Source organism: Sphingomonas sp. EU05-FHT14C10, assembly GCF_058790595.1.
This window is the reverse complement of the sequence record NZ_JBYTEN010000002.1, coordinates 334,314-349,326: the sequence shown is the minus strand read 5'-3', so window position 1 is coordinate 349,326 and position 15,013 is coordinate 334,314. Positions and strand designations below refer to the sequence as shown.

11 protein-coding genes are annotated in these 15,013 nt (G+C 67.3%); 4 read left to right on the top strand and 7 right to left on the bottom strand.

All coding sequences use genetic code 11. The features are described from left to right. Positions 1-68: 68 nt before the first annotated feature. Positions 69-1,244: a dipeptidase gene (locus tag AC3WT0_RS04425; protein WP_492751771.1), complete on the bottom strand. Its 1,176-nt coding sequence runs from the start codon at positions 1,242-1,244 to the stop codon at positions 69-71. A gap of 221 nt (positions 1,245-1,465) precedes the next feature. On the opposite strand from AC3WT0_RS04425, the gene AC3WT0_RS04420 reads away from it, so the two are divergent. Further along, on the top strand, positions 1,466-1,999 hold the full coding sequence (locus AC3WT0_RS04420; RefSeq protein ID WP_492751769.1) for a hypothetical protein: 534 nt from the start codon (positions 1,466-1,468) through the stop codon (positions 1,997-1,999). Positions 2,000-2,010: 11 nt separating this feature from the next. Here the strand turns inward: AC3WT0_RS04420 and AC3WT0_RS04415 are convergent, their stop codons facing one another. The 6 genes from AC3WT0_RS04415 to AC3WT0_RS04390 all read right to left on the bottom strand — a co-directional run bounded on the left by AC3WT0_RS04415 (position 2,011) and on the right by AC3WT0_RS04390 (position 9,401). Next, positions 2,011-2,475, bottom strand: a complete 465-nt coding sequence (locus AC3WT0_RS04415) for a dihydrofolate reductase (RefSeq protein ID WP_492751767.1) — start codon at positions 2,473-2,475, stop codon at positions 2,011-2,013. A 130-nt stretch (positions 2,476-2,605) separates the two neighbouring features. Continuing rightward, positions 2,606-3,400 carry a thymidylate synthase gene (locus AC3WT0_RS04410; protein ID WP_492751766.1) on the bottom strand — a complete coding sequence of 265 codons (795 nt, stop codon included), beginning with the start codon at positions 3,398-3,400 and terminating at the stop codon, positions 2,606-2,608. Between the two features lie 70 nt (positions 3,401-3,470). Continuing rightward, on the bottom strand, positions 3,471-4,193 hold the full coding sequence (locus AC3WT0_RS04405; RefSeq protein ID WP_492751862.1) for a class I SAM-dependent methyltransferase: 723 nt from the start codon (positions 4,191-4,193) through the stop codon (positions 3,471-3,473). Positions 4,194-4,270: 77 nt separating this feature from the next. After that, positions 4,271-5,398 carry a peptide chain release factor 2 gene (gene prfB, locus AC3WT0_RS04400; protein WP_492751765.1) on the bottom strand — a complete coding sequence of 376 codons (1,128 nt, stop codon included), beginning with the start codon at positions 5,396-5,398 and terminating at the stop codon, positions 4,271-4,273. Positions 5,399-5,514: 116 nt separating this feature from the next. Further along, entirely contained in the window at positions 5,515-8,010 is a 2,496-nt protein-coding gene (locus AC3WT0_RS04395; protein ID WP_492751763.1) for a penicillin-binding protein 1A, read from the bottom strand. 185 nt (positions 8,011-8,195) lie between these two features. Beyond that, positions 8,196-9,401, bottom strand: a complete 1,206-nt coding sequence (locus tag AC3WT0_RS04390; RefSeq protein WP_492751761.1) for an N-acetylmuramoyl-L-alanine amidase — start codon at positions 9,399-9,401, stop codon at positions 8,196-8,198. A 513-nt stretch (positions 9,402-9,914) separates the two neighbouring features. Between AC3WT0_RS04390 and AC3WT0_RS04385 the strand changes: the two genes are divergently transcribed. The 3 genes from AC3WT0_RS04385 (at position 9,915) to AC3WT0_RS04375 (ending at position 14,922) form a co-directional block, all read left to right on the top strand. Beyond that, on the top strand, positions 9,915-12,554 hold the full coding sequence (locus AC3WT0_RS04385) for an Rne/Rng family ribonuclease (RefSeq protein WP_492751759.1): 2,640 nt from the start codon (positions 9,915-9,917) through the stop codon (positions 12,552-12,554). A gap of 263 nt (positions 12,555-12,817) precedes the next feature. After that, positions 12,818-14,197, top strand: a complete 1,380-nt coding sequence (locus AC3WT0_RS04380) for a M48 family metalloprotease (RefSeq protein ID WP_492751757.1) — start codon at positions 12,818-12,820, stop codon at positions 14,195-14,197. Beyond that, positions 14,197-14,922 carry a DsbA family protein gene (locus AC3WT0_RS04375; protein WP_492751756.1) on the top strand — a complete coding sequence of 242 codons (726 nt, stop codon included), beginning with the start codon at positions 14,197-14,199 and terminating at the stop codon, positions 14,920-14,922. The genes AC3WT0_RS04380 and AC3WT0_RS04375 overlap by 1 nt, the downstream gene beginning before the upstream one ends. Positions 14,923-15,013: the final 91 nt, after the last annotated feature.

Below are 15,013 nucleotides of genomic sequence, written 5' to 3'. Positions count from 1 at the left end.
CAGATCGACGTCCGACATCGCAGCTGGATTGCGTCGTCGGCTCCGCCTCCTCGCAATGACGGCGGGGTTTATTGCTGAGGCAGGTTCTGCATCAGCAGGCGTAGCGTGTTGCCGCCCATCACCGCGCGAATCTCGTCGTCGGTAAAGCCGCGGTCGATCAGCGCCTGCGTGATCTGGGCCAGTTGCGAGGTATCGAAAGCGGTGGTGACTGCGCCGTCATAATCGCTGCCCAGCCCGACATGCGCGATGCCCACAAGGTCGCGGACATGCGCGATCGCCTTGGCGATCGACGCGGGCGCGATGTCGCAAACCGCCCCGTCCCAGTAACCGATGCCCACCACGCCGCCGGTGCGCGCGACGCCCCTTATCTCGTCGTCGGTCAGGTTGCGGTTGACCTTGCAGGTCGCCTGCACGCCGCCATGGCTGGAGACGACGGGTTTCTTCGCCATGGCGAGAATCTCGGCGACGGCGGCATGGCTCGAATGCGCGATGTCGACGATCATGCCCTTGGCCTCCATCGCGCGCACCACTTGCCGGCCGAGCGGGGTGAGCCCGCCTTTGGCGACGCCGTGCATCGATCCGGCCACCTCATTGTCGAAGAAATGGGCAAGCCCCGCCATGCGGAAACCGGCGTCGTAGAGCGTGTCGAGATTGCCGATCCTGCCTTCCAGATCCTGCAGCCCCTCGATCGAGAGCATTGCCCCGGTCACCTGCCTGCCCTTCGCCCGGTCGGCGAGCAGGCTGCGCAGGTCGGTCGCGCTGCGGATGATGCGCAGATGCCCGTCCGATCCCGCCTCGGCGCGGCGCAGCTTCTCGGCGTGCCAGAGCGAACGCTGGAGCAGCGAGCCCCAGGTGCGCGGCGGCTGGAGCTGCGCGATGGCAAGCATGGTGATGTTATCGCTGTCGGCGCCATTGGCGTCGTAATTCTGGCCCTTGGGCGTCTTGGTGACCGAGGAGAAGACCTGCAGCGCGACATTGCCCGCCATCAGCCGGGGCAGGTCGACCTGCCCGCGATCGGCGCGGGTCAGCAGGCTGCGGCTCCACAGCAGCGTATCGGCGTGGGTGTCGGCGATCTGCAGGCTCTTGTGGAGCGCCGCCGCGCGCGGCGAGACGGTCAATATGCCCTTGGGGCTGACCTTGTTCATCCCGCGCTCGACGATGCCGGGCGCGAGGGTGAAGAACAGGATCGCGGCGAGGATGAGCAGCAGGACGATCGTCAGCACGATCTTGCGCGTTCCGGTCATCTTTTCCCCTCCGTTCGGGCCTGGCCTTCGGGTGCCCTTTCTTTCCCGCTCCTTAGGTTGCAGAAGAAAAGCGCTTCGACAAGCGCCGCCCGAACGACGAGCGCCTGTCCTCCGGCGCGGCGCGATCGATATTTGCCAAGTGTATAATAACTTGTTTCGCAGGCGATTCTCGGGTAAATTGGTCGCAGGGCCGCATGGGGCCGGTTCCCGAGGGGGATATCATGAATCTGTTGCTGGCGTTTGCGCCCTTCCTTGCATTTGCGCTGGTCTGTCATCTCGTCGGGGCCGTTCCGGCGCTGGCGGCGGGCGCGGTCGTTTCGCTGGCGCTCAATGTCCGCGACGCGCTGACCCCCGGCCGCTCGCCCAAATTGCTCGAGATCGCGACGTTCGTGCTGTTCGCGCTGCTGCTCTGCTATGCGCTCGTCGCGCAGCCTGACTGGTCGCTGATCGAGGTGAGGCTGATGGTCGATTGCGGCTTGCTGGTTATCGTGCTCGGCTCGTTGCTCGTCGGCCGCCCTTTCACCATCCAGTATGCGCGCGAACGCGTGCCCAGCGAACAATGGGGCAGCCCGGAATTCATGCGCATCAACCAGCGCATCACGGGCGTATGGGCAGGCGCCTTCGCGGTGCTGGTGATCGCGGACATCGCCATGCTCGGCGCGCCGCAGGCGCACCGCTTCGGCGTGTTTCTGACGATCGCCGCGCTGGTCGTCGCGGTGAAGCTGACCGACAGGTTGAGTGGGCAGGACGACTAGCGTCCCGGCGTTCAGCCGCGTTCCAGCGTCACGAAGCTGTGCGTGTCGAAATCTTCGCGCGCGACTTCGCCCCAGCCGGCAAAGGCGGGTAGGTGCGTGTCGCCCTCGGGCGCGGCATGGACTTCGGTCAACTCGATCCGGTCGGCGAAGGGCAGGAACAGGCGGTATATCTCGGCGCCGCCGATGATCGAGGCGCGCGGGCCGCCGACAAGCGCCAGCGCCGCCTCGACATCATGGACCACCTCCGCACCCTCGGCCCGCCAGTCGCCGCGCGTCAGCACGATATGGCGGCGGCCGGGCAGCAGACCGGGCAGGCTCTCGAAGGTCTTGCGCCCCATGATCATCGGCGCGCCCTGCGTCAGCGCCTTGAAGCGCCTGAGGTCGGCGGGCAGGTGCCAGGGCATCGCGCCGTCGCGGCCGATCACGCCATTGTCGGCGCGCGCGACGACGAGGGTGAGCTGGGGATGGAGCATCATCTTTGTCGGCAATCCCTTGGAATCATCATCGTCATTGCGAGGCCGCAGGCCGAAGCAATCCAGCCCGACGCTCGGCATCACCCTGGATTGTGTCGTCGGCTCCGCCTCCTCGCAATGACGGATGCATGGACTAGACCGCGACCGGCGCCTTGATATGCGCCTGCGCCTCATAGCCGACGAGGCGGAAATCCTCATAGTCATAGGCGTCGATCGAGGCCGGCTTACGCAGGATTTCGAGCGTGGGGAGCGGCCCGGGTTCGCGTGATAGTTGCTCGCGCGCCTGATCGAGATGGTTGGAATAAAGGTGGCAGTCGCCGCCCGTCCAGATGAACTCGCCCGGCTCCAGCCCCGTCTGCTGCGCCAGCATGTGAGTGAGCAGCGCGTAGCTCGCGATGTTGAACGGCACGCCGAGGAAGATGTCGGCCGAGCGCTGGTAGAGCTGGAGCGACAGCCGGCCGTTCGCGACATGGCACTGGAACAGGCAGTGGCAGGGCGCCAGCGCCATCGCATGGAGATCGCCGGGGTTCCACGCCGATACGATCATGCGGCGGCTGGCGGGATTGACTTTCAGCGTCTCGATCAGCTCGGCGATCTGGTCGACATGGCCGCCATCGCTCGTCGCCCAGTCGCGCCATTGCTTGCCATAGACGGGGCCGAGGTCGCCATCCTCGCGCGCCCATTCGTCCCAGATGCTGACCTTGCGGTCCTGCAGCCATTTGACGTTGGTGTCGCCGCGCAGGAACCACAGCAGCTCGACGATGATCGATCGCAGGTGCAGCTTCTTGGTGGTGAGGACGGGAAAGCCCTCGGCCAGATCGAAACGCATCTGGTGGCCGAACACCGATCGCGTGCCCACCCCGGTGCGGTCGTCCTGGATCGCGCCATGATCGAGCGCGCGCTGCATGAGATCGAGATATTGGCGCATGCGAGTCTTCTATGGCGCGGGCGCGGGCAGGCCAAGGGGAGAATAGGCGGGGGCGCCGCTTCCGCGCGCCTCAATTCGCGCAGGCGGTGATCGTTTCCGGGTCTGGGCGCGGGCCGACCGCCTCATAGGCGGCAAGATAGCCCCCCGCGCTCGGCATCGCCTGCATGTCGACGCGGCGATAGCCGACGGCGGCGAACTCGCAGTCGAGCAGCGTGTGCGGCGTGCCATGCTTGTTGGTCGGGCGATCGGCGTCGACCACGATCACCCGCCCGCCCGCGCGTAACGCCGGGCGGAGGTTCCACAGAAATTCGTAGGGCGAGCTGATCTCATGATACATGTGGACCATGAGGATGCGGTCGAAGCTGTCGGCGGGCAGCATCGGGTTGGCCGGCTCGCCCAGCTTCACGCTGACATTGTCGAGCCGCTCGCGATTGACGCGCTCGGCCAGCGCATCGCGGACGTCGGGCACGATATCCTGCGCCAGCACGCGTCCCTTGGCGCCCACGCGCGCGGCGAGGCGGATGGTGTAATAGCCTTCGCCCGCGCCGATGTCGGCCACGGTCATCCCCTGCGCGATGCCCGCGCGGTCCATCACCTCGCGCGCCTCGCTCAGCCGGTCGCGCGCTTCCTCGTTCGACCAGCGGCTCGACACGATCGGCGCGACGGGGCGCGCGGCGATGGGGAAGCGCGGATCGGGGCCGGCGGCCTCGTGGCTGTTGTTGCCCGGCGGCGCGACCTTGCAGGCGGCGAGGACCAGCAGAGCGGCAATGGCTACCGTTCGTCCCGAGCGCAGTCGAGGGACGCCCGCGCGATACCCAACGTCCCTCGACTGCGCTCGGGACGAACGGAGGGGAGCGGGCGATCCCACGGTCAGTCGACGTCCTCGACTTCCACGGTCTCGCCAGTCACGCGCTGCGAAAGGGCGGCGGCCATGAACGGATCGAGATCGCCGTCGAGCACGTCCGACGGGCTGGTAGAGGTCACGCCGGTGCGCAGGTCCTTCACCAGCTGATAGGGCTGGAGGACGTAGGACCGGATCTGGTGGCCCCAGCCGATGTCGGTCTTGGTCGCGTTCTGCGCATTGGCCGCGGCCTCGCGCTCGGCCAGCTCGCGCTCGTAGAGGCGGGCGCGAAGCTGGTTATACGCCTCGGCCTTGTTCTTGTGCTGCGAACGCTGGTTCTGGCACTGCACCACGATGCCCGTCGGCAGGTGCGTGATGCGCACCGCGGAATCGGTGGTGTTGATGTGCTGGCCGCCCGCGCCCGATGCGCGATAGGTGTCGATGCGCAGGTCGCTCTCGTTGATCTCGACGTCGATATTGTCGTCGATCACCGGATAGACCCAGATGCTCGAAAAGCTCGTGTGGCGCCGGGCCGAGCTGTCATAGGGGCTGATGCGGACAAGGCGGTGGACGCCGCTCTCGGTCTTGGCATAGCCATAGGCATTCTCGCCCTTGATGAGCAGGGTGGCGGATTTGATGCCCGCCTGCTCGCCGGCATGATAATCGACCAGCTCGACCTTCAGCCCGTGGCGCTCGGCCCAGCGCGTGTACATGCGCTGCAGCATCTCGGCCCAGTCGTTGCTCTCGGTGCCGCCGGCGCCCGAATTGATCTCGAGATAGGTGTCGTTGGCGTCGGCCTCGCCCGCGAGCAGCGCCTTCACCTTGTCCTTCTCGGCGCGCTGGGCGAGTTCGGCGAGGTTGGCGACGCCTTCGTCGGCCAGCGCATTGTCGCCCTCGGCCTCGGCAAGGTCGATCAGCTCGACGGTGTCGTTCAGCTCGGTCTCGATCGCGCGCGTCGCGGTGATCGCCTCGTCGAGGCGGCGGCGCTCGCGCATCACGTCCTGCGCGGCCTTGGCGTCGTTCCACAGCGTCGGGTCCTCGACGCGGGCGTTCAATTCGTCCAGGCGGCGCAGCGCGCGGTCCCAGTCAAGGAAGCGGCGCAGGAGCGCGAGCGCATCCTTGATCTGATCGGCATGGGCTTGCGCTTCGGCGCGCATAGTCTCGTTCCTCTATTCAAATATCCGTTCGTCCCGAGCGCAGTCGAGGGACGCCGGGTCTCGCGCGGACGTCCCTCGACTGCGCTCGGGACGAACGGCGGGGTGTTTGCTGCGATTTAGTAGATACCGCCCTCGCGCTCAAGGAAGTCGCTGTCGCGGCCGCGCGCGGCGCCCGTGGCGGTCTTTTCCTTGGCGCGCTCGGCCAGCAGTTCCTCGCGGCGGATGGTGCGGCGCGGTTCGCTTTCGGGCTTGAAGGCTTCCCAGATCACCGCCGCCTTGGGGTCGTCGTCCGGCCATGTGCCATAGACGCGCCGGCCCGAACGGCGATCGATGCGGACCATGCGGATGCCCGATGCGGCGCGGAAGGGCACGATCGGCATGTCCTTCATCGCTTCCTTGGCGAACTGCTTGAATATCGGCGCGGCGACGGTGCCGCCCTGCGCATAGCCGCCGAGCGAACGGGGCTGGTCGTAGCCCATGTAGAGCCCTCCGATCAGGTCGGGCGATCCGCCGACGAACCACACGTTGGTCGGGCCGCTCGTCGTGCCGGTCTTGCCCATCAGCGGTCGATTCAGATCACGCAGCGTCACGGCGGTGCCGCGCTGGACGACGCCTTCGAGGATGTGGACGACCTGATAGGCGGTCATCGCGTCCAGCAGCTGCTTGCCGCGCACCGGCGGGCGCGGCATCGGCTTGCCGTCCCAGTCCTTCGCGTTGCAGCCGTTGCACGGGCGCGCGTCGGCGCGGAAGATGACCTTGCCGTTCCGGTCCTGCACATAGTCGATCAGTGTCGGCTTCAGCTCGCGGCCAAGGTTGACCAGCGTCGCATAGGCGTTGGTCAGCTTCATCACCGTCGTGTCGCCCGCGCCCAGCGCGATGGCGAGATAGGGCTGATAGTCGCCGATGTTCATCGCCTTGATCGTCTTGACGACGTTGGGCATCCCGGTCTGCGACGCGGCGCGCACCGTCATCAGGTTGCGCGACTGTTCGACGCCCCAGCGCATCGTCTGCGGCCCCGCGCCGCGCATATTGCCGAAATTGCGGAAGCATTTCTGGCCCAGCGCGGCCGACTGATAGATGCAGAACGGCCCGTCGACGATGATCGAGGCGGGGGTCATGCCGTTGTCGAGCGCGGCGGCATAGACGAACGGCTTGATGGTCGAACCCGGCTGGCGCATCGCCTGCGTGGCGTTGTTGAAGCTGTGGAGCCGCGCGTCGAAGCCGCCCTGCATCGCATAGAGGCGGCCATTGTGCGGGTCCTCGACCACCATGCCGCCGGAAATGGCGGGGATGGTACGCAGCGACCATGCGCCGCCATCGGCCTTCACCACGATCACGTCACCCGCCTTCATCGCCTGGAAGGCCGATGTCGCGGTGCCGCTGCGCGGCATCTGCGCGCCCGATGCGGGGAGGGTGCCGGTCGTGCCGTCCTGGAAGCCGATCGTCGCCGTGCCGCCCGCCTTGTCGAGCACGACCGCGATCCGCCAGTCGTCATAGTCGACGCCAAGGTTGAGCGCGGCGAGCCGGCCGACCCAGCCCTCGGACGGATCGATGCTGCCCAGCGGGCCGTGCCAGCCGCGCCCGCGATCGTAGCGGACGAGGCCGTCCTGCAGCGCCTTCTGCGCCAGATCCTGCAGGCGCGGGTCGAGCGAGGTGCGCACCCACAGGCCGCCGGCATAGATGCTGTGCGGCCCGTCCTGCGCGCTTTCGCCGAACTTCTCGATCAGCTCGCGGCGGACTTCCTCGATGAAATAGCCGCCATTGCTGTCATATTTGGGCTGGGTGCGCTTGACCGCGCCGATCGGCGTCGCATCGGCTGCGGCATATTGCGCGGCGGTGATGTAGCCGTTGCGCTGCATCTCGCGCAGCACATAGCGGCGGCGCTCGAGCGCGCGGTCGCTGTGGCGTTCGGGATCATAGTTGGACGGTGCCTTGGGCAGGATGGCGAGATAGGCCATCTCGGGCAGGCTCAGCTGATCGACATCCTTGTCGAAATAGGCGCGCGACGCCGCCTGCACGCCATAGGCGTTACGGCCGAGGAAAATCTGGTTGAGGTAGAGCTCCATGATCTGCTGCTTGGTCAGCGCGCCTTCGATCCGGTAGGCGAGGATCGCTTCCTTGACCTTGCGCGCATAGCTCAGCTCGTTGGTGAGCAGCAGATTCTTGGCGACTTGCTGGGTGATCGTCGATGCGCCGACCGGGCGGCCCGAGCGCCCGATATTGGTGACCATCGCGCGGATGATGCCGGGATAGTCGACGCCGCCATGGGTGAAGAAGGTGCGGTCTTCAGCCGAGATGAAGGCGTCGACCAGCAGCTTGGGATATTCGTCGTAGCGCAGCTGGACGCGGCGTTCGCGCGCGAAGCTGTAGACCGGCGTGCCATCGGCGGCGCGCAGGTTTGTCGGCAGCGGCGGCTCGTAGGTGCGCAGATTGTCGACCGAGGGCAGACCGCGCGCGAAGAGGAACCAGATCAGCAGCCAGGCGATCAGCGCGAGGCCGAAGATGCCGATCAGCGCCTTCACCCACCAGCGTGCGAGCCAGGGCGCGAGAAAGGATTCGCCGCCATCGCGGCGCAGGCGGAACCGGACCTTGCTGGGAGACGCGTCGACCATGTGGGTGCGGCTCTAGCAAAGTTCGGGCGCTTTGCCAGCGGGGATGCGACAGGGCGGGGCGGGAGGGGCAGGCGCGTCGCCTGTGTCGCCTCCCCGTCATTGCGAGCACAGCGAAGCAATCCAGAAATGCCGGGCATCGGGCTGGATCGCCGCGCTGCGCTCGCGATGACGAGATGGCGGCTCACCTAGCGCGAGGCCATCTTGCGCGCGAAGTGAATCTCGATCGCCTGGCGGAAGCCCTTGGCGATACGCTCCTGCCCATCCTTCGAGCTGATGAAGTCGTGATCCATCTCGTTGGTGATGTAGCCGCATTCGAACAGCAGCGACGGGACGTCGGGCGCCTTCAGCACCATCAGCGACGCCATGCGGTGCGGGGTCGAGCGGAAGGGCACGTCGCTCGCTGCCTCGCGCTGGAGCAGGCGGGCGAAGCCGGCGGCGGTGTTCATCGTCTCGCGCTGGGCAAGGTCGATGAGGATCGACGTCACGTCGGCATTCTCGCCCGACAGGTTGACGCCGTGGACGATGTCGACCTTGTTCTCGCGCTGGGCGAGCAGCGCCGCCTCGCGGTCCGATGCGACCTCGGACAGCGTATAGATGGTCGCGCCGTGCGCATCGGGCGAAGGCGCGCTGTCGGCGTGGATCGAGATGAACATGTCGGCGCCCAGCCGGCGCGCGATCTCGAAGCGGTCGCGCAGCACGATGAAACGGTCGTCGGACCGGGTGAGCGCGACGCGCACGCGCCCGCTCTTGACCAGTTCGTCGCGGATCGCGCGGGCGACGGCCAGCGTCACGTCCTTCTCGCGCGTGCCCTTCTCGGGCGAGATGGCGCCGGGGTCATGCCCGCCATGGCCGGCATCGATCACCACCAGCGGGCGGCTGCGGTCGGTGCCATAGACGCGCGGCAGCGCGACGCCGCGCTGGGGCGGGTCGAGCGCGACCGAGACGTTGTAGCGCGCGCTGCGCAGGCCTGCGACGGCGGCGGCCGGCGGTGCGAAATTGGCGCGCCCGCGGCGCACCCCGGTCTGGAAGCTGTAGGCATCGACGCGGCGCAGCGCCAGCGTCAGCGTCTGCCCGTCGGCCGAATAGCTGCCGCCGGCGACGACGGCGGGCTTGGAAAGATCGAAGACGAGGCGCGTCGTCGCCTTGTCGAAGCGCCCCTGGCGGATGCTGGCCACGGGGCCGCCTGGCGTTACCAGCGCGCCCGGCTCGGCGCCGCTCACGTCCACCGCGATGCGGCGCGGCGCGTCGATCACGAACGCCGATGCCGCGTTGACCGGCCCGTCGAAGCGGATGGTGATCGCGCTCGGCGAGGCCTCGACGGTCTGCACGACCGTGCCGTGCGCAGGCGTGCCGAAAAGCATCGCTGCCAGCGAAACCAGGAGGGCGATCATCGGCGCCCTTTGCATTGTCGGCCGACCGGCCGTCCAGACGGAAATCATGACGTCCCCCGCGCACTCCCTGACGCGCTTCCAATGTCTTATTAACCATTTCTGCAATGAAAGTCTAAACAGGGCGTTAACGCCGCCATTTCGCATGATCGCGCATGAATAATTCGGCGCGATGGTTGCCGTTCGGGATCGGCGATGCTAGCTAACTCAAGTGCCGGAGGGCGTAATCCGCCCGTGCCCGGTTCGATATTGTCGCCGAAAGACGCGGCGACACAACAGGTTGACGCTGCATGAGGCATGTTTCCCCCGCTTTCCATCGCCCGGCCATCGCCGGCGATGTGCATGGCCGGGGGCTTTGGACGGACGGACAGTCCGGCCGTGCCGATGCGGCGAAGGCGCTTTCCATCGTAACCATCCGGACGAGCGAGGCGATGCAGAGCATCCAGCCGCCGTCCCCCTATAATCGCGCGCCGGCGGCCGAAAGGGCCATGATCCGGCGCGCGCGGAGTATCATGAATGACCACGCGCATGTTGATCGACGCGCGCCACCGGGAGGAAACCCGCGTGGCCGTCGTCAAGGGAAACCGCATCGAGGAGTTTGATTTCGAGTCCGCTGAGCGCAAGCAGCTCAAGGGCAATATCTATCTCGCCAAGGTGACCAGGGTCGAACCGTCGCTTCAGGCGGCGTTCGTCGATTATGGCGGCAACCGCCACGGTTTCCTCGCCTTCAGCGAAATCCACCCCGATTACTACCAGATCCCCAAGGAGGATCGCGAGGCCCTGCTCCGCGAGGAAGCCGAGCATGCGGCCGAGGAAGAGGCACTGCGCGCCCGCGAGCAGGACGACGAGGACGAAGGCGAGATCGACGAGGATTCGGTCGAGCGCTACGAGGATGACGGCGGCCACGAGACGCGCGAGGAACTGGGCGAGGACGCGCCCCGTCCCGAGGCGCTCAACGCCAGTGGCAGCGACGACGCGGTCGAGAATCTGCGCCAGAAGCGCATGAACCTGCGCCGCCGCTACAAGATCCAGGACGTGATCCGCCGGCGGCAGGTGCTGCTCGTCCAGGTCGTCAAGGAAGAGCGTGGCAACAAGGGCGCGGCGCTGACCACCTATTTGTCGCTCGCCGGCCGCTACTGCGTGCTGATGCCCAACACGTCGCATGGCGGCGGGATCAGCCGCAAGATCAGCAACGCCGCCGATCGCAAGCGGCTGAAGTCGATCATGGCCGAGATGAAGCTGCCCCGCACCATGGGCTGCATCGTCCGCACCGCCGGCCTCCAGCGCACCAAGACCGAGATCAAGCGCGATTTCGATTATCTCGCCCGCCTGTGGGACGGGATTCGCGAGAATACGCTGAAGTCCGCGGCCCCGGCGCTGATCTACGGCGACAGCGACCTCATCAAGCGCGCGATCCGCGACATCTATAATCGCGACATCGACGAGGTGATCGTCGAGGGCGAGGAAGGCTATCGCCTCGCTAAGGACTTCATGAAGCTGCTCATGCCCAGCCATGCGCGGCGCGTGCAGGCCTATTCGGATGCGGTGCCGCTGTTCCAGCGCTTCGGCGTCGAGGATCAGCTGTCGCAGATGTACCAGCCGGTGGTGCAGCTCAAGTCGGGCGGCTATCTGGTCATCAACCCAACCGAGGCGCTGGTGTCGATCGACATCAACTCGGGCCGCTCGACGCGCGAGCACGGCATCGAGCAGACGGCGGTCGCCACCAACCTCGAAGCCGCGCACGAGATCGCCCGCCAGCTCCGCCTGCGCGACATGGCGGGCCTCGTCGTCATCGACTTCATCGATATGGAGAATGGCTCCAACGTCCGTAAGGTCGAAAAGGCGATGAAGGCCGCGCTCGCCAATGATCGCGCGCGCATCCAGGTCGGCCGGATCAGCTCGTTCGGGCTGATGGAGATGAGCCGCCAGCGCCTGCGCACCGGCGTGCTCGAGGCATCGACGCGCACCTGCCCGCACTGCGAAGGCACCGGGCTCGTCCGCACCGCATCGTCGGCGGGTCTCTCGGCGCTGCGCATGCTGGAAGACGAAGCGGCGCGCGGGCGTGGCTCGCTGCTGCTGCTGCGCGCCAGCCAGGAAGCGGCGTTCTACGTCCTCAACCACAAGCGCGCGGAACTGGCCGAGATCGAGGATCGCTACGGCGTCCGCATCCAGGTCGTCCATGACGGCGAGATCGAAGGCGCGCGGATGAGCGTCGAATCGAACGGTCCGCCGCCCGCCCATGCGCCGCGCTTCACCCCGCCGCCGATCGAGATCGATGACGACATCGTCGACGAGATCGAGGACGAGGAAGAAGAGGAAGAGATCGAGGAGGAAGAGCGCGAGCAGCAGCCGCGCCAGCGCGAGGAAGGCCGTGATGGCGAGGGCCGTGGCCGTCGCCGCCGCCGCCGCCGGGGGCGTCGCGGCAATCGCGATCGCGAGCAGGGCGAAGGCCAGCCGCAGTCCGACGAGGCCGAGGAGGGTGACGAAGCCGCCGAGGCCGGCGAAGAGGCCGGTGCGGACGAAGCGATCGTCGAGGCCGAAGCCGGCGAAGGCGAAGCGGGCGAGCAGCGCCGCAGCCGTCGCGGTCGTCGCGGCGGGCGTCGTCGGCGCGGTGGCGGCGAGCAGCCGGCCGTGACCGAGGGCGAGGCTGTCGTCGCGGTCGATGCCGAAACCGTCGTCGCGGCGGAACCGGCTCCGGTCGAGGCCGAAGCCCCCGCCGAGGAGGAGGCGCCCAAGAAGGGCCGTCGCCGTCCGCGCGCCCGCAAGGCCGATGCGGCCGAAGCGCCTGCCGTGGTCGCCGAGGCAACGCCGGCGCCTGTCGAGGCACCGGCCGAACCGGTTGCGGAGGAAGCACCGGCCAAGCCGAAGCGCACGCGCCGGAAGAAGGCCGATGCGGCCGAAGCGCCTGCCGTGGTCGCTGAGGAAGCGCCTGCTCCCGCCGAGCCGGTCGCGGAGGAAGCGCCGGCCAAGCCCAAGCGCACGCGCCGCAAGAAAGCCGACGAGGCCGTTGCGGTCGTCGAGGAAGCCGCTGCACCCGCGGAAGCCCCTGCGGCCGATGCCGCACCGGCCGCCGAACCCGCCAATGATCAGGCGGCGGAAGACGATGCCGGTCAGCCGCGTCGCGGCTGGTGGCAGCGGACCTTCGGCGGCGAGTGATCCGACAAAGGCCCGGCCGGCTTGAAACCGGCCGGGTCATTGCCCGTTCATCGCCTGCGGGATAGGCTCTCGCCCGAATTGGCTGAATCATTCCCTTCCCCGTTCGCTTCGAGCGAAGTCGAGAAGCATCGGCGTGGACGTGTCTCGACTTCAGCCCGATGGACTGAAGCCCGTCCTGAGCGGCTGGCTTGCCAGCCAGTCGAAGGGCTCGACACGAACGGTTGATGCTTTGACGCGATGGCATCACGCGCTAGGAGCGACACATGGCGAAAGGCGTTGAGCTGAAAGGCGGCATTGCAGGCATGGCCCCGCGCCTGGTCGTCGCGCTCGCCGTTTCGCTGTCGCTGGGCGTCCAGCCCGTCGCCGCCCAGTCGATCCTGCGCGATGCCGAAACCGAATCCTACCTTGCCGATATCTCGCGTCCGATCATCGCAGCGGCGGGGCTCGATCCGCGCAACGTCTCGGTCGTCGTCGTCGGCAGCGACGAGATCAACGCCTTCGTCGCGGGCGGGCAGATCGTCTATCTGCACAGCGCGCTGATCGAGGCTGCCGACAACACGAACGAACTGCAGGGCGTGATCGCGCACGAGCTTGGCCACATCACCGGCGGCCACATCATCCGCTTCAACGATGGCGTGAAGGAAGCCACCGGCATCACCATCGTCAGCCTGCTCATCGGCATCGCCGCCGTGGCGGCGGGTGCGGGCGAGGCGGGGCTGGGCGCGATGGGGCTGGGGCAGCAGGTCGCGGTCAACCGCTTCCTGACCTTCAGCCGCGCGCAGGAGGCTTCGGCCGACGAGGCGGGCGTCACCTTCCTCAGCAAGGCCGGCGTCAGCGGCAAGGGGTCGCTCAGCTTCTTCAAGAAGCTGCAGAGCCAGGAATATCGCTACGGCCGCACGCTCAATACCGACAGTTTCGGCAACGATCACCCGATGACGGCGGATCGCATCGCGTTCCTGACCGTCCATTATCAAAGCGATGCGGCGTGGAACAGCCAGACCGATCCCCGGCTCGACGCGCGCTTCCGCCGCGTGAAAGCGAAGCTGACGGGCTTCATCGAGGATCCGAAAGAAACCTTCCGCCAATATCCCGAAAGCGATCTCAGCGTGCCCGCGCGCTATGCCCGCGCCTATGCCTGGCATAAATCGGCTTATCCGGAAAAGGCGGTGGGCGAGGTCGATGCGCTGCTCGCCACCGCGCCGCACGATCCCTATTTCCTCGAGCTGAAGGGGCAGGTGCTGCTCGAATCGGGGCGCCCCAAGGATGCGATCGCGCCGCTGCGTGAGGCGGTCGCCGAAACCGATCAGCCGCTGATCGCCGCGATGCTCGGCCATGCGCTGATCTCGACCGAGGACCGCGCCAATTTCGAGGAAGCGCGCCAGGTGCTGCGCGTCGCGGTGGCGCGCGACAACAGCAATCCCTTCGCCTGGTATCAGCTGGGCATCGTCTATGACCGCGAGGGCGATCAGCCGCGCGCGGCGCTCGCCACGGCCGAACGCTATAATCTGATCGGCCAGCCGCAGCTTGCGTTGCTCAGCGCGCGGCAGGCGCTCATCGGCCTCAAGGAAGGCACGCCCGACTGGCTTCGGGCGCAGGATATCGAAATGGTGTCGCGCGAAGCGTCCGGAAAGAAGAGAAGATAATGAGCACTCCCGGCTGGAAGCTGCTGAGCGTCGTCGCGCTCGGCTCGGCGGCGTTGACTGCCGTCGCGGTGACAGTGGCGATGCGCCCGGCGGACGAAGCGGCCTCGGGCTCGGCGGTGCGCGACTATCTGCTTGCCCATCCCGAAGTCATTCCCGAGGCGATGGAGAAGCTGAAGCAGAAGGATGCGGCGCGCCTCGTCGACCAGAACCGCAAGGCGATCGAAACGCCCTTCGCCGGCGCCTGGGCCGGCGCGAAGGACGGCGACGTCACCCTCGTCCAGTTCTACGATTATGCCTGCGGCTATTGCCGCGCGAGCCTGCCCGACATCAAGCGGCTGCTGGCCGAGGATCACAAGATCCGGATCGTCTATCGCGAGTTGCCGATCCTCAGCGCCGAAAGCGAGGATGCCGCGCGCGTCAGCCTCGCCGCCGCAGAGCAGGGCCGCTTCACCCAGTTCCACGAAGCGATGTGGGATGCCGGCCGCCCCGCCGCCGACACGATCGCCAGCGCCGAGGCGAAGGCCGGGCTCAACCCCGCCACCACCGCCACGACTGCGAAATCGCCGGCGGTGGAGCAGGAACTGGTCAAGAATATCGGCCTGATGCGCACGCTGGGCATCGCCGGCACCCCGGCCTGGGTGGTCGGCGATCAGATGCTGTCGGGCGCGGTCGGCTATGACGCGCTCAAGAAGGCGATCGCCGAGGCACGCGCGGCGAAGAGCTGAGTCCCTCACAATTCCCCGTCATTGCGAGCGCAGCGAAGCAATCCAGCCCCGCGATGCTCCGGGATGACCCGGATTGCTTCGCTATGCCCGC